General features: G+C 71.4%; 20 protein-coding genes and 4 pseudogenes. 9 read left to right on the top strand and 15 right to left on the bottom strand.

The genetic code is table 11. The features are described from left to right. The first annotated feature begins 26 nt into the window (after positions 1-26). The 3 genes from dhaM (at position 27) to ACWC1K_RS45875 (ending at position 1,221) form a co-directional block, all read left to right on the top strand. Complete coding sequence (gene dhaM / locus ACWC1K_RS45885; protein WP_351483298.1) at positions 27-419, top strand: dihydroxyacetone kinase phosphoryl donor subunit DhaM; 393 nt, start codon at positions 27-29, stop codon at positions 417-419. Beyond that, positions 403-693 (top strand): HPr family phosphocarrier protein, encoded by a 291-nt coding sequence (locus ACWC1K_RS45880; protein WP_450839630.1) that lies wholly within the window; start codon positions 403-405, stop codon positions 691-693. Before dhaM ends, ACWC1K_RS45880 begins: the two co-directional genes overlap by 17 nt. Before the next feature lie 75 nt (positions 694-768). Next, the gene (locus ACWC1K_RS45875) at positions 769-1,221 is read left to right on the top strand and encodes an ATP-binding protein (protein ID WP_450839628.1); all 453 of its coding nucleotides are present in this window, start codon (positions 769-771) and stop codon (positions 1,219-1,221) included. Positions 1,222-1,239: 18 nt separating this feature from the next. Here ACWC1K_RS45875 and ACWC1K_RS45870 read toward each other — a convergent pair whose 3' ends face one another. Next, a complete protein-coding gene (locus ACWC1K_RS45870) occupies positions 1,240-1,830 on the bottom strand; it encodes a TetR/AcrR family transcriptional regulator (RefSeq protein ID WP_450839627.1) in 591 nt (196 codons plus the stop codon). A 151-nt stretch (positions 1,831-1,981) separates the two neighbouring features. Between ACWC1K_RS45870 and ACWC1K_RS45865 the strand changes: the two genes are divergently transcribed. Continuing rightward, positions 1,982-3,049, top strand: coding sequence for an oxygenase MpaB family protein (locus ACWC1K_RS45865; protein ID WP_450839625.1), 1,068 nt, complete (start codon positions 1,982-1,984; stop codon positions 3,047-3,049). Between the two features lie 150 nt (positions 3,050-3,199). Next, positions 3,200-3,553, top strand: coding sequence for a hypothetical protein (locus tag ACWC1K_RS45860; RefSeq protein ID WP_450839624.1), 354 nt, complete (start codon positions 3,200-3,202; stop codon positions 3,551-3,553). On the opposite strand, the pseudogene ACWC1K_RS45855 reads toward ACWC1K_RS45860, so the two are convergent. Further along, positions 3,540-4,018 (bottom strand): annotated as a pseudogene (locus tag ACWC1K_RS45855) (hypothetical protein); the annotation flags it as partial. The gene ACWC1K_RS45860 and the pseudogene ACWC1K_RS45855 sit on opposite strands and share 14 nt — an antisense overlap. 264 nt (positions 4,019-4,282) lie before the next feature. On the opposite strand from ACWC1K_RS45855, the gene ACWC1K_RS45850 reads away from it, so the two are divergent. Together ACWC1K_RS45850 and ACWC1K_RS45845 are read left to right on the top strand one after the other, a co-directional pair. Next, on the top strand, positions 4,283-5,308 hold the full coding sequence (locus ACWC1K_RS45850) for an ArsR/SmtB family transcription factor (protein ID WP_450839623.1): 1,026 nt from the start codon (positions 4,283-4,285) through the stop codon (positions 5,306-5,308). A 184-nt stretch (positions 5,309-5,492) separates the two neighbouring features. Then, complete coding sequence (locus tag ACWC1K_RS45845) at positions 5,493-5,945, top strand: hypothetical protein (protein ID WP_450839622.1); 453 nt, start codon at positions 5,493-5,495, stop codon at positions 5,943-5,945. 146 nt (positions 5,946-6,091) lie between these two features. Here the strand turns inward: ACWC1K_RS45845 and ACWC1K_RS45840 are convergent, their stop codons facing one another. The 7 genes and pseudogenes from ACWC1K_RS45840 to ACWC1K_RS45810 all read right to left on the bottom strand — a co-directional run bounded on the left by ACWC1K_RS45840 (position 6,092) and on the right by ACWC1K_RS45810 (position 12,935). After that, positions 6,092-6,970 carry a potassium channel family protein gene (locus ACWC1K_RS45840; protein ID WP_450839620.1) on the bottom strand — a complete coding sequence of 293 codons (879 nt, stop codon included), beginning with the start codon at positions 6,968-6,970 and terminating at the stop codon, positions 6,092-6,094. A gap of 147 nt (positions 6,971-7,117) precedes the next feature. Beyond that, the gene (helR, locus tag ACWC1K_RS45835; protein ID WP_450839619.1) at positions 7,118-9,286 is read right to left on the bottom strand and encodes an RNA polymerase recycling motor ATPase HelR; all 2,169 of its coding nucleotides are present in this window, start codon (positions 9,284-9,286) and stop codon (positions 7,118-7,120) included. 328 nt (positions 9,287-9,614) lie between these two features. Then, entirely contained in the window at positions 9,615-10,157 is a 543-nt protein-coding gene (locus ACWC1K_RS45830; RefSeq protein WP_450839617.1) for an AAA family ATPase, read from the bottom strand. A gap of 143 nt (positions 10,158-10,300) precedes the next feature. Continuing rightward, a pseudogene (locus ACWC1K_RS45825) lies at positions 10,301-10,450 on the bottom strand (maleylpyruvate isomerase family mycothiol-dependent enzyme); the annotation flags it as partial. A gap of 25 nt (positions 10,451-10,475) precedes the next feature. After that, positions 10,476-10,895 (bottom strand): maleylpyruvate isomerase family mycothiol-dependent enzyme, encoded by a 420-nt coding sequence (locus ACWC1K_RS45820; RefSeq protein WP_450839616.1) that lies wholly within the window; start codon positions 10,893-10,895, stop codon positions 10,476-10,478. A 16-nt stretch (positions 10,896-10,911) separates the two neighbouring features. Beyond that, positions 10,912-12,129: a 4-hydroxybenzoate 3-monooxygenase gene (locus tag ACWC1K_RS45815; protein WP_450839614.1), complete on the bottom strand. Its 1,218-nt coding sequence runs from the start codon at positions 12,127-12,129 to the stop codon at positions 10,912-10,914. 218 nt (positions 12,130-12,347) lie between these two features. Continuing rightward, positions 12,348-12,935, bottom strand: coding sequence for a rhodanese-like domain-containing protein (locus ACWC1K_RS45810; protein WP_450839613.1), 588 nt, complete (start codon positions 12,933-12,935; stop codon positions 12,348-12,350). Positions 12,936-13,040: 105 nt separating this feature from the next. Between ACWC1K_RS45810 and ACWC1K_RS45805 the strand changes: the two genes are divergently transcribed. Continuing rightward, a complete protein-coding gene (locus ACWC1K_RS45805) occupies positions 13,041-13,328 on the top strand; it encodes a metal-sensitive transcriptional regulator (protein WP_450839612.1) in 288 nt (95 codons plus the stop codon). Between the two features lie 24 nt (positions 13,329-13,352). Here ACWC1K_RS45805 and ACWC1K_RS45800 read toward each other — a convergent pair whose 3' ends face one another. From ACWC1K_RS45800 to ACWC1K_RS45790, 3 genes are read right to left on the bottom strand one after another with little or no spacing between them, the layout of a single operon-like run. Beyond that, positions 13,353-14,102, bottom strand: a complete 750-nt coding sequence (locus ACWC1K_RS45800; protein ID WP_450839610.1) for a sulfite exporter TauE/SafE family protein — start codon at positions 14,100-14,102, stop codon at positions 13,353-13,355. Beyond that, the gene (locus ACWC1K_RS45795) at positions 14,099-14,479 is read right to left on the bottom strand and encodes a rhodanese-like domain-containing protein (RefSeq protein ID WP_450839654.1); all 381 of its coding nucleotides are present in this window, start codon (positions 14,477-14,479) and stop codon (positions 14,099-14,101) included. The genes ACWC1K_RS45800 and ACWC1K_RS45795 overlap by 4 nt, the downstream gene beginning before the upstream one ends. Further along, positions 14,476-15,858 carry an MBL fold metallo-hydrolase gene (locus tag ACWC1K_RS45790; protein ID WP_450839609.1) on the bottom strand — a complete coding sequence of 461 codons (1,383 nt, stop codon included), beginning with the start codon at positions 15,856-15,858 and terminating at the stop codon, positions 14,476-14,478. The genes ACWC1K_RS45795 and ACWC1K_RS45790 overlap by 4 nt, the downstream gene beginning before the upstream one ends. 131 nt (positions 15,859-15,989) lie before the next feature. On the opposite strand from ACWC1K_RS45790, the gene ACWC1K_RS45785 reads away from it, so the two are divergent. Next, on the top strand, positions 15,990-16,364 hold the full coding sequence (locus tag ACWC1K_RS45785; protein ID WP_450839607.1) for a hypothetical protein: 375 nt from the start codon (positions 15,990-15,992) through the stop codon (positions 16,362-16,364). Between the two features lie 143 nt (positions 16,365-16,507). On the opposite strand, the pseudogene ACWC1K_RS45780 reads toward ACWC1K_RS45785, so the two are convergent. From ACWC1K_RS45780 to ACWC1K_RS45770, 3 genes and pseudogenes are all read right to left on the bottom strand, one after another. After that, positions 16,508-17,733 (bottom strand): annotated as a pseudogene (locus tag ACWC1K_RS45780) (glycosyltransferase). After that, positions 17,669-18,382, bottom strand: a pseudogene (gene fdhD, locus ACWC1K_RS45775) (formate dehydrogenase accessory sulfurtransferase FdhD); the annotation flags it as partial. The pseudogenes ACWC1K_RS45780 and fdhD, both read right to left, overlap by 65 nt. Before the next feature lie 147 nt (positions 18,383-18,529). Next, a partial coding sequence (locus tag ACWC1K_RS45770; protein WP_450839606.1) for an L-serine ammonia-lyase, iron-sulfur-dependent, subunit alpha occupies positions 18,530-18,760 on the bottom strand: 231 nt, incomplete at its 5' end.

Here is an 18,760-nt window from a genome sequence, read left to right as displayed (position 1 = left end):
CGTTCCGACATCTAGGTTAGCTGTTCATGAGCGCATCTGTCGGCATCGTACTCGTGTCCCACAGCGCCGAGCTCGCGGCGGGCCTTCGCCTGCTGGCGGAGCAGATCGGCTCCGACACGGTCCCCCTCGCCACGGCCGGAGGCACCGACGACGGCCGGATCGGCACCAGTTACGACCTCGTCCTCACCGCCATCCGCAGCGTCGACCGCGGTCAGGGTGTCGTCGTCCTGCCCGACCTGGGCAGCTCCGTCCTGACCGCCCGCACCGTCCTGGAGGACCACCCCCACCCCGACGTGCTGATCGTCGACGCCCCCTTCGTCGAAGGAGCCGTCGCAGCCGTCGTCACCGCCGCATCCGGCGCCGACCTCAAGGCCGTCGCCGACGCCGCCAAGGAGGCCCGTCATGTCCACAAGCTCTGAGCCCACCACCACGACCGCAGCCAGGCAGGAGGCGGCCGTCGTGCTGCCCGCCCCTCTCCACGCCCGCCCCGCGGGTCAACTCGCCCGGGCGGCAGCGACCTTCACCAGTGCCATCCAGTTGGAGTACGGCGACCGGACGGTCAATCCGACCGGCGTACTCGCCGTCATGGGCCTCGGGGCCACCCTCGGAAGCACCGTGACCGTCCGCGCCGAAGGCCCCGACGCCGAACAGGCCGTCACGGCACTGGCCCAGATCCTCGCCACCGCCGAGTGACCCTGAGGCCGCCGGCGGCACGAACCGGCTGCCGCTCGGCGACACCAGAAGCAGAGATCAGTGAAGGTGACCGAGGTGAGCACTCCCGCCGCGCACACGCCTGACACCGGAACACGGCCGCCCTCGCGGACCGAGGACCTCTGGGTGCCGCACATCCCCGAGGCCGTTTCCGCCGTGCGCCGACGGGCCCGCACCGTTCTGGCCCGCTGGCGGGTTCCGACGTCGACGGCCGACGACGCCCTCCTGGTGATCTCGGAGCTGACCACCAACGCGATCGTCCACGCACTGCCGCCTGCCGTGCTGCGGCTGTCCATGCCGCAGGACGGCACCTGCCGCGGGCTCCGCATCGAGGTCACCGACGCGGGACCGGTGTGTCGACGACGCTCCGCGCCCGACGATCCCCACCTCGCCGAACACCGGGAAAACGGCCGCGGGACCGGCATCATCGCGGCCCTCGCCACCCGGCACGGAATCTCCCGTCACCCCGAGAGGACCACCAGCTGGGCCGTTCTCCACGTCATGGCCTGAAGCCGCGCTGATGTGCCGTCACCGCACCGGCGGCCAGAGGGCGCCGAGGAGCACCCGCACCTGGTCGACGAGGTGCGGCGGGTCGAATCTGCCGGGATCGGTGAGCGCGATACGGCCGAAGTGTTCCGCGCAGGCGACGAGGGCGTGGGCGACGACCTGCGGGTCGAGCGCCGGGCCGCCCCTGTCCGCCAGGACGACGGAGATCCATTCCTGGACTCGGCGCCGGAACCACTCGCGGTCCGCCTCGATACGGTCGCGGACGACCGTGGGCATGTTGCCGGGGGTCAGCAGGATCAGTCGCCAGGTGTCGGGGTCCTCGCGGAGCATCGCGGACATCCGGCGCACCGCCTCGGAGACGAACGCGGCGGGGTCGCGCAGGTCCTGCGCGCTCGGGATGGTCTCCAGCAGGCGCCCGAAGGCACGGGCCTGCTGCCGGTCGAGCAGCGCCATCAGGAGGGCGTCGAGGTTCTCGAAGGCGCCGTAGACCACCGACCGGGCGACATCGGCCCGCTTCGCCACGGCGTCGATGGAGACCCGGTCGTAGCCGTCGCTCACGATCACGGCGAGGGCCGCGTCGAGCAGCTGCTCGCGGCGCTGTGCGAGCGGCACGCGCGGGGCGTAGGGGCGTCGCTTGCGCGGCCTGTCTTGCGAAGCGGGGGGTGCTGACACCTTGGCATCTTACGACATGCGTGTCTTAATTTAAGACAGTAGTGTCGTAATCGAGGGCGGCGCAGGCCGCGGACGTATGAGGAGCGGCTCCATGGCCAGGTCGAAGTCGAAGTGGAGCGAGGTCGAGCCGCACGAGGACTACGGCTTCTTCGGCCCGGGTTCGGTGGTGTGGAAGGTCTGGAGCCATCCGACCGCGCCGACGGTCGGTTTTCAGCGGGCCGTGGTGGTGGAGGAACTCGACCCGCCGCTGGTGGCCGCCGTCCACGCGACCCAGGGCATCTACCGCCGCCCCCGCACCCGTTACGACCGCACCCTGCGCTACTTCGCCATGGTCGCCTTCGCCGGCTCCCGGGACGTGTGCAAGGCCGCCGACGTCCTGGTCAAGGTCCACTCCAAGGCGATCGGCGAACTGCCCCACGGCGGCGGGACCTACGACGCCAACGACCCCGCCTCGCAGCTGTGGATCCAGCTCACCGGGTGGCACTCGATCCTCTACGCGTACGAGAAGTACGGCCCCGGCAAGCTCACCGCACAGGAGGAGCAGGAGTACTGGGAGGCCTGCGCGCTCGCCGCGGAACTGCAGACCTGCTCCCCCGACGACGTCCCCCGCAGCCGTGACGGCGTCCGGGCGTACTTCGAGGACATGCGCCCGCGGCTCTCCGCCAGCCCGATCGCCCGGCAGGCCATGAACCACCTGCTGAGGAGCGAGCTCGTACTGCCGCCGACACCATGGTGGGCAAAGCCGGCGAGCCTGGCTGTCGCCAAGGCGCAACGGATCGCCACGACCGCCACCCTGCCGCGCTGGATGCGTGAGATGGCGGGGATCCGGCAGTCGCGTCTCCTCGACACACTCATCGTGCCCGTCATGAAAACGGCCTTCGGGCTCGCCCACATGAGCCCCAAGGCCGAGCTGCGACTGCTGGCGCGGCTCTCGCCCTCCACGGTTGCGGTGATCGCGCCGATCAAGCTCGGCATCCCTCCCCGCACGGAGGAAGTACTGACGCCCGCAAAGGCCCGCGCCCGCTACGGCTACGCCAAGCCCGCCGAGGCCCACCTCGAATTCCGGGCCCGCCAGACCGCCCGCGTCTTCGCCGACGGCAAGGCACCCAGCGACCAGGGGCTCGTCGAGTCCCAGGAGATCCTCGGGCCGCTGTCGTAAAGGAACCATTATGGGGACATCGCGGAAGGAGGTGTAACGCGGCGACGTCGGCGAGGCGCTGAAGAACAGAGGCGTAGGAAACCCTCGATTCAAATTCAGACGCCTCGGGCGACCGTGCCACCACGACAACTCGTCAGATCGGAATTTCTCGTGAGCAACACAGACCCGGTTTCCGGATACCAGACATACCAGCAGCCCCCGGGGCCGGACCGCTCCGCGCAACGTCAGGCCGCCGGCCGGCGGGCGGCACTGACGATCTGCACGATCGCCGACACGGCGGCCGGACTGCTGGTCCTGTGGATTCTGCTGTTCCTGCTCGACGCGAACCAGGCGAATGTATTCGTCAAGTTCGTGCACGGAATGTCGGACTGGCTGGCCGGATGGTCACAGGACATTTTCACGATGAACACCGAGGGTCTACGCGTCATCCTCAATTACGGTCTTCCGGCGCTTCTGTATTTGCTGATCGGTCACGGAATTGCCGCACGGCTCAACCGGGCCTGACCTCCTCGTCGCGCAGCCGGTCCGCCAGAGAGGTCAGCGGTTCGGTCTCCTCCGTGCGGCCGAGGGCGGTCAGGCGGAGATCGCCGCGTCGAGGCGGGTGCGGACGGGCGCCGGGCGTTCCAGGTAGAGGCCCTCGACAGCAGCCGCGAGGCGGATGCACTCGGCCCACTCGCCGGCCCGCCCGTCGTCCGTTCCCGGTTCGCCGAGCAGCTCGAGGGCCTTGTCCAAGGCGGCCAGGGCGTCCTCGTACGCGCCTCGGGCGGCGAGAGCCTGCTCTGCTGCCTCGCGCGCCCGCGCGAACTCGCCCGACTCCCCGAGGAGTACGGCCGTCTCAGCGGCGATCATGGCATGGCTCCCCGGGTCGTCGTCCCAGTCGGCCGACTCGGCCGCGAGGGCGACGCACTCCGCCGTGGCGGCCTTGAGATCCTCCCCCTCGCGCAGCGCGCGGGCACGGGTCAGGCGCATGCCGCACCTTCCCCTGGTGCCGCGTGATCGTCCGGTGCAGCACAAACGCCCCCACTGACACCACTTCCACAGGATTTGCACGGCACTTCACGGTGCGACACGGCGTGCCCGGTGCGGGCAGCCGAGTACGGCGGCATCCAGCCGATCTCCCGTACATCGGGCTCAACGCCGCAACCAAGCACCGTACTTGTCAGTCGTCCCCCATGATGACGCTCAGCGCTCTTCGCCCTCGGCCAACCCCCCACTGTCCGCGAATGAGGCCGCATGCTCCGTATCCATTTCACCACCACCGACTTACAGAACATCCGAATCGCACGGCATCCCGACCCCCTGTGGGAACTCGTCTGCGCCGCCTGCCGGTTGGTCACACACCAGGGACCGCTCGAGTTCGGGGCATGGCGTCGCTCCGTCCGGGAACGGCTCGCCACGGACCCGGTGGCCGGCCGTGCCCTGCACACGCTGCAGACACTCGTCCCGCCCTTCGGATACATCCCCGACTTCCTCACCCCGACCGTCCTGGAGGGAGGTCTGCCCGCGGCCCTGGAGGAGATACAGGCCACCCCTCCCGGCCGGCTGCGGCACGAGTTGGGCAGGCTCGCTGCCGCGCGTCCCCTCCCCGGATGGACCACGGCGCTGGGCCGACCGGGAGACCGTGGTCTGCGATCTCTGGCCAGGTCCCTCGAAATCTCCGCCACGACCTTGCTCGAACCGCGCTGGGCCCATGCCCGCAGAGCCATCCGTGACGAGGTCGACCTGCGTTCTCGTGTCCTCCTCGACGGTGGTGTCCTGGCCCTGTTGGAGAGCCTGCGGCCGCTCGCCCGGTGGCGGGCGCCCGTCCTGGAAGTGGAGTACCCCACCCACCGCGACCTCCATCTGGAGGGCCGTGGGCTGCTTCTGCTCCCCTCCTACTTCTGCTGGCGCAGGCCCACCGCCCTTGCCGATCCGGCCCTCGGCCCGGTCCTGGTCTACCCGGTCACCGCACGGCCGCTCGACTCGACCACCTTCAAAGACAACCCACTCGACCGCCTTCTGGGCCGCACCAGGGCCTCGGTCCTCACCGAGGTGGCCCGCGGCGGCCCCCGGACCACCTCCGAGGTGGCGACGGCTGTCGGCATCGGCCTGCCCAGCGCCAGCTACCAGCTCGCCGTACTCCGGGACGGAGGGCTGGTGGCGAGCCGGCGCGAGGGACAGTACGTGCGGCACTCGGCGACGCTCATGGGCCACCGGCTCCTGGACGGAGACGGAGGACAATTGCAGCAGACGGGCCAGGCCGTCGGCGGCACCCCTTAGCGGGAGTCGCCGCTGTGGCGGCGGCTCCGGCGGAGCCGCCGTGGTCCACGAGCTGCCCGTGATTCGAGCACATTCGAAATGCTTCTCCCCCGCCGCCGCAGGGCCGAACATCGTCGGCGCGGCGTGGCCGTGAAGCATCGCGGCGACCGCACGAACCGCAGCACTCGACCCCACGGGGGAAAACATGAACCTGCTCCGCAATCACCGCACCCGTCGCGCCGCGACCGCGGGCGTCACCCTTCTGCTGGCGGGCGTCCTCGGGACCGCCGGCGCCACCGCCTCCGGCGCCGAAGCCGCAGCGCCCCAGACACAGCAGATCGCCTCGTCCGTCCTCGGCAGCGACTACAAGATCACGCTCACCGCGCTGCGCTCGACCCAGGACGAGTACGCCGCCTCGGTGCGGCTGCAGGTCTACACGCACGACAGCGGCAGGTGGAAGGAGTCCGACCGGGTCACGGTGGGCGAGGTCGACGGATGGTTCTGGTACCCGCTGACCGGCAGCCGGTCCGTCTGCGAGTTCTCGACCGCGAGCATGGAGCCCGCGCCCCTCACCGTCAGCCTGCTGATCACCCCGTCCATCGGCTGCTCCCAGCCGGCGCACTACGTGGTCAAGCAGGGCAAGGTCTACGCCGGCTGAACCACCTGAGCCGGGGCGGCCGGGGCTTCGTGAGGGACAGTGTGGTCGGGCTGTACCCCGTCGGCGTGTCCGCGTATGGCAAACGCTTTCTCGCAGCGATACAAAACGTATCCGCTACGGCACCGCCTTCGCCATGCCCGCAGCGATCAGGGCCGCGCGGCTTCAAGGCCGTGGTCGGCGGCGTACGCGGCGAAGACCTCCGTCGTGGTGCCGTCGACGTGCAGAAAGCGCTGGTCGAGAATGGTGGCGAGGTCGTCCAGAGCGCCCGCGAGCAGGTCCCCGCCCAGTCGCACGTCCGGCCGTCGGGCCGCCTGCCCTTGCCGGGCAAGGGCGACGGCGTAGCCGAGGACGGCCGCCAGGGACGAGCGGTCCTCCCCGTCGTGGAAGTAGTAGGCCTCGGCGTACTGGGTGAAGTCGACGCGGACGCGTACGACCTCGGTGGCCAGGCTGTCCAGCAGCACCGCACCGGCCACGCCGTCGATGTGCTCGGCCGTCGGTGCCGAGCGGTGCAGCAGCGACAGCCGGATGGCCAGGACCCGTCTGCGGGTCAATGCGGGGTAGATCTCCAGCACCCAGGAGACCGTGGCCGTCAGGAGGGCGAAGCCGACGAGGGCCTCCAGCGGGGAGACCAGGCGGAGCCACCCTTCGCCGGGCGTGATGTCCCCCAGGCCGAGGGTGGCGACGGTGACCAGGGACAGGTAGATCGAGTCGAGGAGCGCCGGCTGCTGGGCCGCTCGTGAGCCAGGGGTGAGCGTGAACGCGTCCGGCATATGGGGCCAGTAGATGATCGCCCAGCCCATGATGATGATGACGGCCCACAGCCCCACCACCGTCACCATCGCCAGCGGCCCGACGAGCCCGAGCAGGCGGGGACGCAGCCGCGAGCCCCGGGCCAGTCGCCACATCCTCGTCATGACGAGTCGGCTGATGCCTCCGTGGCGGGTGGGGTGCCAGAGCGTGTGGAACAGATCCCGCAGGACAGCCAGGACCAGTCCGACGCCCACCAGCGAGACCAGCCACTCCATCCATGTCTCCCACGGGCCTGTTCCGCGAGGCGCCTCGACGGCTCCAGACGACCGGGAGCCGCGCACCTCCTGCCCGATTTTGCCCTGGTTTTTATTGCTATGCCAAGGGTGGCAGGGGCGAGATCCCCGACGGCCCGTCAAAGGTTTTCAGGGTGTGAGGATGACAAGCTGCTGCGTCGCTCGGGTCATGGCGACATAGCGGTCGACCGCTCCTTCGACGTCGGTGCCGAACGCCTGCGGGTCGACAAGGACGACCAGGTCGAACTCGAGCCCCTTCGACAGTGCCGGGGTCAGCGACTTGACCCGGGGCGTCGCCTGGAACGTGGGATCGCCGATGACGCAGGCGATTCCCTCGGCATGCGCGGCGAGCCAGGTGTCCAGGATCGAGTCCAGTTCCGGGACAGTGCCGTGTACCACGGGGAGGCCGCTGCTGCGGATGGAGGTCGGCACGTTGGCGTCCGGGAGCACGGCCCGGATGACCGGCTCCGCTTCCGTCATGACCTCTTGCGGCGTGCGGTAGTTGATGCTGAGGGAGGCCACACTGACCCGGTCGAGCCCGATCCGCCGCAGCCGTTCCTGCCATGTCTCCGAGAACCCGTGCCGGGCCTGGGCGCGGTCACCGACGATGGTGAAGCTCCGGGACGGGCAGCGCAGCAGGAGCATCTGCCATTCCGCGTCGGTCAGTTCCTGCGCCTCGTCCACGACGATGTGCGCGAACGGACCGGCGAGCAGGTCCGGTTCGGCGGTGCTCAGTTCGGCCTCGTCGACCAGGCTGACCTTGGCGTCCTGGCCGCGCAACATCCTTACCAGGCCTTCGCCGTCATCACCGTCGGCACCGGAATCGGCCACCGCGTCGATGAGGTTGTCCACGACCTGCGCCATGCGCTCGCGCTGGGCGGCGATGACGGCCGCGTGCCGCCGCTTGCGCAGGGCCGTCTCCGGGTCGCCGAGCCGCTGCCGAGCGGCGTCCAGGAGCGGCAGATCGGACACCGTCCAGGCCTGGGCATCCGCCCGCTGCAGCGTGCGGACGTCCTCGCGGCTCAGCCAGGGCGCGCACATCCGCAGATAGGCCGGCACCGACCACAGATCTCCGACCAGGTCGGCCGCTTCGAGCAGCGGCCACGCCCGGTTGAGGGTCCCCACCAGCTCCCTGTCCTGCCGTAGCGCCCTGCGGAACTGCTCCGGCGGGAGGTCGTCGCCGTCGTATCCGTCCTCCAGGATCGTGACCAGCTTCTCCCAGATCTGCTCACGCGCCTCGTTGTGCGGGGTGCCGGGTTCCGGCGCGTCGAAGGCCTCGGCCCAGTCCCCGGCGGTCAACCGGACGTCGGTCCGGTCGACGGTGACCGTCATCCCCTCGGCGGGCGGCTCCTCGTAGAACCGGACGGCCTTCTCGATCGCCTTCACCATCTCCGCCGACGACTTCAGACGGGCCACCTCGGGGTCGGTCTCGACGCTCGCGTCGGCTCCCTCGTCGACGAGGTCCCGCAGGATGCAGGTCTGCACGCCCTCCTCGCCGAGGCTCGGCAGGACGTCGGCGACATAGTCCAGGTAGGGGCGGTGCGGGCCGACGAACAGAACGCCGCCCCGACGGTGCCCGAGGCGGGGGTCGGAGTAGAGGAGGTGGGCGGAGCGGTGGAGGGCGACGACGGTCTTGCCGGTGCCGGGACCGCCGTCGACGACGAGCGCGCCGCGTGATCCCGCCCGGATGATGGCGTCCTGGTCGGCCTGGATGGTGGCGAGCACGTCCCGCATGCGCGCCGATCGGTTGCTGCCCAGACTCGCGATGAACGCCGACTGGTCGTCGAGCGCGGCGCGCCCTTCCAGCCCTTCGGCGGTGAACACCTCGTCCCAGTAGTCGCTGATACGGCCGCGGGTCCAGCGATAGCGGCGGCGGCTGGCGAGGCCCATCGGGTTGGCGTGGGTCGCCGCGAAGAACGGCTCGGCCGCGGGAGAGCGCCAGTCGAGCAGCAGGCGACGCCCCGTGCTGTCGGTCAGGCCGAGTCGTCCGATGTAGACGGGCTCGGGGTCGTCCGCGGCCACGATGTGCCCGAGGCACAGGTCCAGGCCGAAGCGGCGCAGGGCGCGCAGCCGGCCGGTCAGCCGGTGCACCTCCGTGTCCCGGTCCATGGCCTGCCGGCCGATGCCGCCGGGCCCCTTGAGCTCGGCTTCGAGACGGGCGGACAGTTCGGCGATCGTCTGCTCGAGGCTCTCCGCGATCGCCGCGAAGTGCTGCTCGTCGCCGGCGATCAGGGTGGGGTCGGCCTTGTGGGCGAGTCGGTCGGGAAGGTCGAACGCACGGGTGGTCAGGGGGGTCATGTCACCAGACAGAACACGCACTACGTGGAACTCCCAACTTCGCAGCTGCCGGCCTCGGCGTGCGATTGTGCGGCACGACCGGGGCCTTGCCGCAAGCCCCCCACTGCGCTATACGTTGAGAGTGGCAAGGAGTGACCAACCTCCTTGCCCTTGCTTTCTTTGTGCCGTGCTCAGGCCGGTTCGCCGCGCACCACCATCAGATGCCCTCGGGAAGCGTTCCATGGCGGACTGGTCGGGCTCGGCCACCGGACGCAGCGCAACACGGTCGATGCTCATGTGCCCCACCCTTCGGCGCGACCCGACGGCTGTGGGGGCTCCGCGGACGGGGTCAACTCCCTTGTCCCGCCCAGCCGGTGAGGGCAACGACCTCGCGCGCGATGTCGCCGACGGTGCGTCCGTCCGTCATGACACGCACCGCTCCCGCGGGGGCCCGCCGGTCCAGGAGCCGGGCCTTGCGGGCGCTGCTCTCAAGCTCCTTTTCCAGCTCCGAGCCGAGTTCCCGCCGTACCAGCCGCTCCCGGGCGGTGGCATCGGTGGCGGTGAGCAGGACCCGTACGGCCCGCACCTCCGCCCCCATGGCGCGCTCGAACATGCCCGCCGCCTCGGGGAGCACACTCGCCGTGTTCGTGTAGATCAGACGGCGGTAGCCGCGCCGGGCGTAGTTCGCCCACACCGCGGTCAGATTGCTCTCGGTGATCTCCGCGCGATGCGGATCGCCCTCCGGGGCCGGGTGCACCTGGCCCATGAAGTCGCCGTCGATGATGGCGTGAGCGACCGCGGCGGCCCGCAGCAGCGCGGACACCTCCCACCCCACCGTCGTCTTTCCGACTCCGGCCCGCCCTCCGATGAGCAGCACCTCCGCACGGTCCATGGGAGGCAGCGTGCCAGTTCACAGTTGTGCGGGGCGAGCAGATATCGCTGCTTCAGGGCGCCGGCCGCCAGGACGGCCAGACCGGCCTGCCGGTCCCCACTCCGGCTGAATGCCTCGCTCATGCCGGGCATACGGCCCCACAGCAGAAGCAGGAGGTGTTCCGCGGTGGCGGACAGCGCGGCTGCGGGGGTTCCGGGGCCGTGGGTCCAGGAAGCCCCGATGTCCGTGGCCGCAAGGCGCAGTCCGCTCCGGGGCGGCTGCGCACGGCCCCGCGCCAGCTGCCTCGGCGCCATCGTGTCGAAGACCTCCGCCACGCCTTCACCTGCCAGTTCGGGGTCGAGCGCGCGCCTCACCGAGCGCGTGCTCGGCGTCCCACCGGTGCACGAGCGCCTCCAGAGCGCGGCGCCGCTGCCAGAACCCGGCCGTGTGGGGCGGATGGAACGTCCAGGCACTCGCCGCCGGGTCCGTGTCCAGGACCTTCAGCAGCCTCTGCGACGTCTCTTCGAACCATCGCACCAGCTCTGCCGGATCGCGGGGAGCGGGTGCGGGGTCGTGGTCGCCGTGCTGTTCGGTCACGGCGGTTGCCGCCCACTCATTCGAAGTGCCCAGGTGCTCCGCCAGGTCGTGCAGCGTCCACCCCGCGCAGTGCTCCATCGGTACGGACAGGTCGCCGTCGAGGCAGGCGCGGAACGCATGGAGTTCATCGCGCAGAGGGAGAAGCAGGGAAGCCGAGTCCATGAGCGATGAACCCAGTTCACGCCTGAGCGGGGTCCAGCCCCGTCATCAGTTCCGCGAAGGCGCGGGCCGCGGTGGGTGAGGTGAGGAGGCGGTCGAGGCGGGCGCGGGCCAGGTTGCGGTGGAAGGGGCCGGAGGCGGTGTCGTCGCCGGCGTCGTGGAGGGTGCGGGTGAGCCAGTGGGAGAACTCCTGGTCGTTCCAGACACGGCGCAGACAGCGCTGTGAGTAGCTGCGCAGGGCGGTGTCGTCGTGGTCGCGGACGGAGTCCCGGACGGCTCGGGCGAAGACGTCGGCGTCGTGGAGGGCGAGGTTCATGCCCTTGCCGCCCATGGGCGAGACGATGTGGGCGGCGTCTCCGACGAGGTAGAGGCGGCCGTACTGCATGGGGTCGTGGACGAGACTGCGGAGGCGGAAGGTCTCGCGGTCGGTGATCGGGCCGGCGGTGAGGGCGGGGTCGGCGAGCCGGGTGCGCAGGGCTTCCCAGATGCGGGTGTCGGGCCAGGCGTCGGGGTGGTCGTCGGGCGGGCACTGGAGGTAGTAGCGGCTGGTGTGCGGGCCGCGGGGAAAGTGGGCGGCGAAACCCTGCGGGCTGACGGCGAGGAGCGGGTGAGCGGGAGGCGGGGCGTCGGCGAGGACGGTGAGCCAGCCGATGCCGTGGTCCTGGGCGTACGCGGTGAGGGCACCGTCGGGGACGGCGGTACGGCTGATGCCGTGGTCGCCGTCGCAGCCGGCGACGAAGGCGCAGGTGATGCCGCGGAGGGCGCCCTCGGCGGTGCGGTAGCGGACGGTCGGGCGGTCGCCGGTCAGGTCGTGCAGGGAGACGTCGGCGGCCTCGAAGCGCAGATCGCCGCCGTCGTCGAGGTAGGCGGCGGTCAGCTTCTGGACCAGCACCTGCTGGGGGCACAGGCGCGCCCGGGGGCCTTCGGAGCCGTCGTTGTCGGACACCAGGTGGCTCTCGCCGTCCACCCTGAGCTCCAGGATGCCGTCGTAGGGGATGCCGCCCAGGACGCGGTCGGCCAGCCCCCAGGAGTCGAACATCCGCACGGCGCGGGTTTCGACGATGCCGGCCCGCTGACGCTGCGCCACGTAGGCGCGGCTGCGGCGTTCCAGGACGATGCAGTCGATGCCGCTGCGTCGCAGCAGGTTGGCGACGGTCAGACCGGCCGGGCCCGCGCCGATCACGACGACGGTCGTGGATTCCGGTGGATCCGCCAACTCCCTTGTGTTTTCGGCCACTTGACCACCTCCACTGTCAGACTAACGGAGTGGTCCCGGTCTCCCGGGGCCTTGGCGCCAGGAGATCGCATCCTTCCCGCCGGCCATCGGCTCGGAGGCGGTCCCCGGCCTCGGACTCGCGGCGCTGGGCGGTGCCGCCAAGACGTTCGGCATCCGCTCGCGCGGCGTACCGGCGGCACGGTCAGGGCCGGCCGACGCACGGTCTCGACCGGGACGGGTCAGCGGCTGCGCAGCGCCGTCAGCGCGGCGTCGAGGTCGGCCGGGCGGGGCCGGTTGTGCGGGAGCCTGCCGAGCAGGGCCGCCATGCCGCAGGTGCCGGTGAGCGCGGAGAAGACCAGGCCGCCCGCCATGGCCGCCGAGACGAGCTGGAAGGCCGGGTGCACGAGGAGGCCGAGTGCCAGTCCCAGGATCATCAGCGTGCCCGCGGTGAAACGCACCTGGCGCTCCATGCCCCAGGCGGCCCGGGCCTTGCGGGTCGCCGGCCGGTGCAGATCGCGGCCCGCGGCGGCCCAGGCGCCGGTGCCGCCGGTCAGCGTCGCCGCCGGGATGCCCTGCTCGGCAAGGAGTGTGCAGGCGTTCTGCGAGCGGGCCCCGGAGGCGCACACGACCAGGACGTCGCCACGCTCGGCGGCCTGTCGGATGTCGGGCAGGGCGCGGCGGATCTGATAGAGGGGGATGTTGAGGGCTCCGGGCAGATGGCCGCCGGCGTATTCGCCGGGCGTGCGCACATCGATGACCGTCAGCTGGTGGAGCAGGCCATGGACCTGATCGGGGGCGAGGGCGGAGGGAACGGGGGAAGCGGTCACGGCAGTTGTGATCCTTTGTTGAGCTCTGAGTTCGTTGGTGTTCGACGCCGTCCCGAACCGGGACGTACAGTACCCCTAGGGGTATAGGTTGACGGAGGAGTCGTCGTGGACATGGAGCTCGCGGGTGCGGAACTCAAAGCAGTGCTGAACCGGCTGCGTCGCGCTCAGGGCCAGATCGCCGGTGTGATCCGGATGATCGAGGAGGGGCGTGACTGCGAGGACGTCATCACTCAGCTCGCCGCGGCCTCCCGAGCCCTGGACCGGGCGGGTTTCGCCATCATTGCCACCGGTCTGCAGCAGTGCCTGACCGACGTCGAGTCCAGCCGCAGGAACGGCGAGGACGTCGAGCAGATGCGCGCCCGCCTGGAGAAGCTGTTCCTGTCACTGGCGTGAGGAGGCCGCACGCGTCGGCGGCCCTCACACAGCTGAGCCAATCAGCATGAAACCGGCCACCCCCAGCAGTACCAGGGCGAAGATCCGCTGAAGCGCCTGCCCCGACACCTTTGCGGCGAGGCGTTTGCCGTCCCATGCTCCGAGAACGGCGGCCCCGGCGAACGGTCCGATGACGGCCCACTCCAGTCCGTCGGCCGTGCCGGCGCGGAGCGCCAGGGCGGCGACCGAGTTGAGAGTGATGACCAGCAGGCTCGTCCCCACCGCCGCCCGCATGCGCAGCCCGAGGACACCCACCAGGGCCGGTACGGCCAGGAAGCCGCCGCCCACTCCGAGGACCCCGGTGACCGCCCCGAGCCCGGCCCCCGCCGCTGCCGCCCGGCCGGGCCGGACCGTACGGACGGCAGCGGGCGGGCCGGGCCGCGGGCGCAGCATGCGCACCGCGGCGACCAGCGCCACCAGGGCGAAGGCCGCGGTGACTACGGCTGCCGGCAGCCGTGCCGCCACGAGCCCGCCGAGCATGGCGGGTCCGATGCCCGCGGCCGCGAACAGCAGTCCCGTACGCCAGCGGACATGCCCCTCCTGGGCGTGTGCGGGCAGCGCCGTGGCCGTGGTGACGGCCACGATGACCAGACTGGCGGTGGTGGCCGCGACCGGGGTGAACCCGAGCAGGTAGATCAGGGCGGGGACGGCCAGAACGCTGCCGCCTCCGCCGAGCGCACCGAGCGCCACACCGATGACGGCACCGGACACCAGGGCGAGTACGAGAACGCTCACGCCACCGTTCCGCTCTCGCCGCGCCGGTCCACCACGGGCAGCTCCAGCCGGGCCCAGTCGCGCATCCCGCCGATGACGTCCACGGCGTCGGCGCCCCGAGCGGTCAGGAGTTCGGCCGCCTGCCGGGACCGGTTGCCCGAGCGGCAGATGACGATCAAGGGCCGGCCCGCCACCCGTTCGGGCAGTGCCGCACCCGCCGCCAGCGCGGACAGGGGGATGTGCACCGCGCCCGGGGCGTGGCCCGCCTGCCACTCGTACGACTCACGGACGTCCAGCAGTACGGCATCCCGCTCCGCCGGGACACCGTCCACGTGCCCGGTGCACTCCGCGGCCAGCCGCGCATCGACCCGGCCGGGTCGGCGCCTGAACAGGTTCAGCGACACGGTCCGCTCCCCATGGTCAGTCCGGCCTTCTCCGCGGCGTCGAAGGTGTCGTCGACTGCGACGACGTCCCGTCCGGCGGCGTGCAGCAGGGATGCCGCGATCGCGGCGCGCATACCGCCGGCGCAGTGCACCCATAGCTGGCCGTCGGGGACCTCGTCGAGCCGACGGTGCAGGGCATGGACGGGGATGTGGACGGCTTCCTCCACGAAACCGCCGGCGCGTTCGCTCTCCCGCCGGACGTCGAGCACGACCACGTGCCCGTCCCCGTCGCGCAGGCGGTCCGACAGGTCGGCGAACGTGGCGCGCGGGAAGGAGACCGGGGTCTCGCCCGCGCGCACCCAGTCCGACGCATCGCCGGTGGCCGCGGCGGCCGGACGGTCGATGCCCACCCGGGCCAACTCGCGCTGGGCGGCGAGGAGTTGTCCGGCCGACTCGGCCAGCAGCGTCAGCGGCTTGCCCCACGGGATCAGCCAGGCCAGATAGGTGGCGAGCTGCCCCTCGGCCTCGAAGTTGACGGAGCCGGCGACATGCCCCTCGGCGAAGGCGACGCGGTTGCGCAGGTCCACCACCCACTCCCCCGCCGCGAGCCGGGCGGCGATCTCGTCGGCGTCGGCGACGGCGGGTGGGGTGAGGTCGACGGGGGCCGGTCCCGCCGCGTTGGCGGGGCCCATGTGCACGTAGTAGGCGGGGATGTCGCCCAGTCCGGCCAGCAGGTCGGCGACGAAGGTGTCCACGTCCCGGGTGAGCGCCTCGTTGGACGCCTTCTCCTTGCCGATGGTCGTGTCCGCGCCCTCCGCCTGGGCCGAGGAGCAGAAGCTGCCGAAGCCGTGGGTGGGCAGGACGGGCGTCTCGTCGGGCAGTTCGGCCGCGAGGCGGTGCGCGGAGGCGTGCTGGGCGCGGGCGAGGCGCTCGGTCAGCCGCGGTTCGACCAGGTCGGGCCGTCCGACCGTGCCGATCAGCAGCGAGCCGCCGGTGAACACCGCGACCGCCGCGCCGTCCTCCTCCAGCACATAGGAGGTGTGGTGAGGGGTGTGTCCGGGTGTCGCCACCGCGCGCAGAACCAGCCCACCGTCGGCGTCCACCTCCGTGCGATCCCCGTCGCCAACCGGCACCCGCTCGAAGGCGACCCTGGCGCCGGCCGGGACCAGATAGGCGGCGCCCGTGACGCGTGCCAGCTCCAGGCCGCCGGTGACGTAGTCGTTGTGCACGTGGGTCTCGACCACATGCGATATCCGCACGCCGCGCCGCGCTGCCACCGCGATCACCTGGTCGATGTCGCGCGGCGGATCCACCGCTACGGCCGTGAGCCTGCCGCCCGCCAGATAGCTCCGGTTGCCGAGGCCGGCCACTTCGATCGTGTCGACGAAGAACACGAGGCACTCCCTTCCGTCGAGGCAATACCCCATGGGGTATGTATTTCGACAGTAGCACGAGTACCCCGGGGGGTATTTTCGAAGCGGGTGCGGCAGCCGGCCCTCTCTATGGCGAGACGCTGACGGATGCGGTGCTCGTGCCCGAGGTCGGCCGGTTCGCGCCGGCCGCCCGGGCCGGATTCCAGGTGCACTTCGCGGAGCGCGCGCCGGACATGACGGCCATCGGGGGCCGACTGCCGACGGATGCCGGTCAGGTCGACGTGATGGTGATCGACGTGGCGGTCATGGACGGGGACTGGCGCCGGGAGGTCGGAGCCGAGGTCATCGAGCGCATCCTCGCCACACTGGCGGAAGCCTGTGGATCACCCGCCTCGACCTGCCCGCCCACTCTGATGGGCGGCGCGGCGCTGTTCGGGATTTGTGTGGCCTCGCGCCAAGCACATACCGCCGCCACTGCTCACGCGTCAGGTCGCCGTCCGCGGGCGCACACGCAGGTGCCGTGGTGATCACGCGCGGGCTTGCCGCGGTTGGTGCGGCAGTAGGGGCAGGCGTCCTTTGCGCAGGACGCTACTGCAGTCAGGGACGGCGGTACCTCCGACGAGTCGACGTCGGCGAGGCAGGAGACGGCTGCGGCGTGCGGGACGGCCCCTCAAACGGCCTGACGGCTCTCGCGCATGGCCGCCGTATACACCTCCGCCGTCGCCGCCGCGGCCGTGTGCCGGCCGAAGGAGCGGGCGTGGCGGGCGGCGGTCTCACCCAATCGGGTGGAGAGCGCAGGATCGTCGGCGAAGCGGCGCAGTGGCCGCCGACCTCGGCGGCGATCACGGGGGTACCGCAGGCCTGGGCTTCGACGGCGACCAGGCCGAAGGAGTCGCTGTAGGAGGGCATGACCAGGACGGATGCCGCCCGGTACCAGTCGGCGAGCTGGTCCTGGCCGACCGGCGGCCGGAACAGGACGACATCGGAGATGCCCAGGCAGGCCGCCAGTTTCTGCACACTCTCCGGCTTGGCCAGGCCGCTGCCGCTCGGCCCGCCCACGACGGGCACCACGATCCGCTCCCGCAGGTGAGGCCGCTCCGCCAGGAGCCGGGCCACCACGCGCAGCAGCACGTCCGGCGCCTTCAAGGGCTGGATACGGCCCGCGAAGAGGGGTATGAGGGCGTGCGCCGGCAGCCCGAGGCGGGTTCGGGCCGCGGCCCGGCCGGGCGCCACCCCGGACGCGTCGGGCCGGAAGCGTTCCAGGTTGACGCCGGGGTGGACGACCGGGACCCGGTCGGTGTCGGCGTCGTAGTGGTGGAGGAGTTCCGCCGCCTCCTTGTCGGTGTTCGCCGTCAACCGGTCGGCTGCGCGGGCCACTTGGGTCTCGCCGAGCACGCGGTGCGCGGGTTCGGGGGTCTGGCCGGAGAGCCAGTAGTGGGAGTGGACCACGTCGTAGTGGCCGGGGTGATGGTCGGCCCAGGCCTGGGTCACGCCGTGCGTGAAGGCGCACAGCTGCGCGGGCAGGTCCTCCTTGGCCAGGCCCTCGTAGGGTCCGGCGGCCACGTGCCGCACCAGGACGCCGCGCGCGAGTTCGACGCCGGGCGGGAGGGCGGCGGAGGTGGCCCGGGTGAAGATCTCCACCTCGATGTCGATGGCGGCGAGGCGCTTGGCGAGCTCCACGATGTAGACGTTCATGCCGCCCGCGTCGCCGGTACCGGGCTGGTGCAGGGGTGAGGTGCGCACGCCGAGCATGGCGACGCGGCGGGGGCGGCTGCGGGCGCCGGGCGGGACGGGGCGAGGAGGGTGCCGCCGTGCAGCGGGGGGCGCCGGGTCACGCCACGGCCTCGGCGATGAGGTCGATGCGCTGCTCGCCCGCGTACACGTCCATGGAGGCACCGCGCAAGAAGCCCACGAGCGTGAGTCCGGCCTCCGCCGCCAGGTCCACCGCGCGGGAGGACGGCGCGGAGACCGCCGCCAGCAGCGGGATGCCTGCCCTGACGGCCTTCTGCGCCAGCTCGAAGGAGGCCCGTCCGGACACCAGCAGAATGCTCTGGGAGAGCGGGAGTCGGCCGGACTGGAGTGCGCGGCCGATCAGTTGTCGACGGCGTTGTGCCGGCCGACGTCCTCGCACAGGTCCAGCAATTCGCCCTCGGGCGAGAAGAGTGCGGCGGCTTGCAGGCCGCCCGTGCGGTCGAACACTCACTGGGCGGCGCGTAGTTGCTCGGGCAGCGCGGACAGCAGGGCGGGCGTGACGCGGACCGGGGGCGTGTCGGCGATCGGCGGGTCGCGCGGTGGTCCGTACGGCGTCCAGGCTCCCTTGCCGCACAGTCCGCAGGAGGCGGTGGTGCAGACGTTCCGTTCGAGCGTGATGTCGGGGACGGGTACGCCGGGGGGCCAGTCACACGTCGACGACGTTGTACGTGTTCGAGCCGTCCACGGTGGCGCCCGTGCAGTAGACGATGTTCGCCACCTCCTCGGCCCGGGCCAGGACTCCCTCGCTCACCAGGAAGCCGGCGGCCAGGGCGAAGTCGTCACCGGGGGTGCGCCACACGTCCCCTTGCCTCAACTCCTGGTCCCGTCGATTCCCTGCGGCGCCGTCGTGGCTGGTCGCGCCCGGCGGGGGAGCCGCATATCGACATGGCCCCGCGCCCCTATGGGGCGCTGCCCGAACTGCGCGGCTCGGCCCGCCCTCTCAGCACTCGATGACGTTGACGGCAAGCCCGCCCCGAGCCGTCTCCTTGTACTTGACCTTCATGTCGGCGCCGGTCTCCTTCATGGTCTTGATGACCTTGTCGAGGGAGACGTGGTGGCGGCCGTCGCCTCGGAGTGCCATCCGGGCCGCGGTGACCGCCTTGACCGCGGCCATGCCGTTGCGCTCGATGCAGGGGATCTGGACCAGGCCGCCGACCGGGTCGCAGGTGAG

Source organism: Streptomyces sp. NPDC001492, from assembly GCF_053597275.1.
The sequence above is the reverse complement of the archived record's forward strand: the minus strand, read 5'-3'. Positions and strand labels throughout refer to the sequence as shown.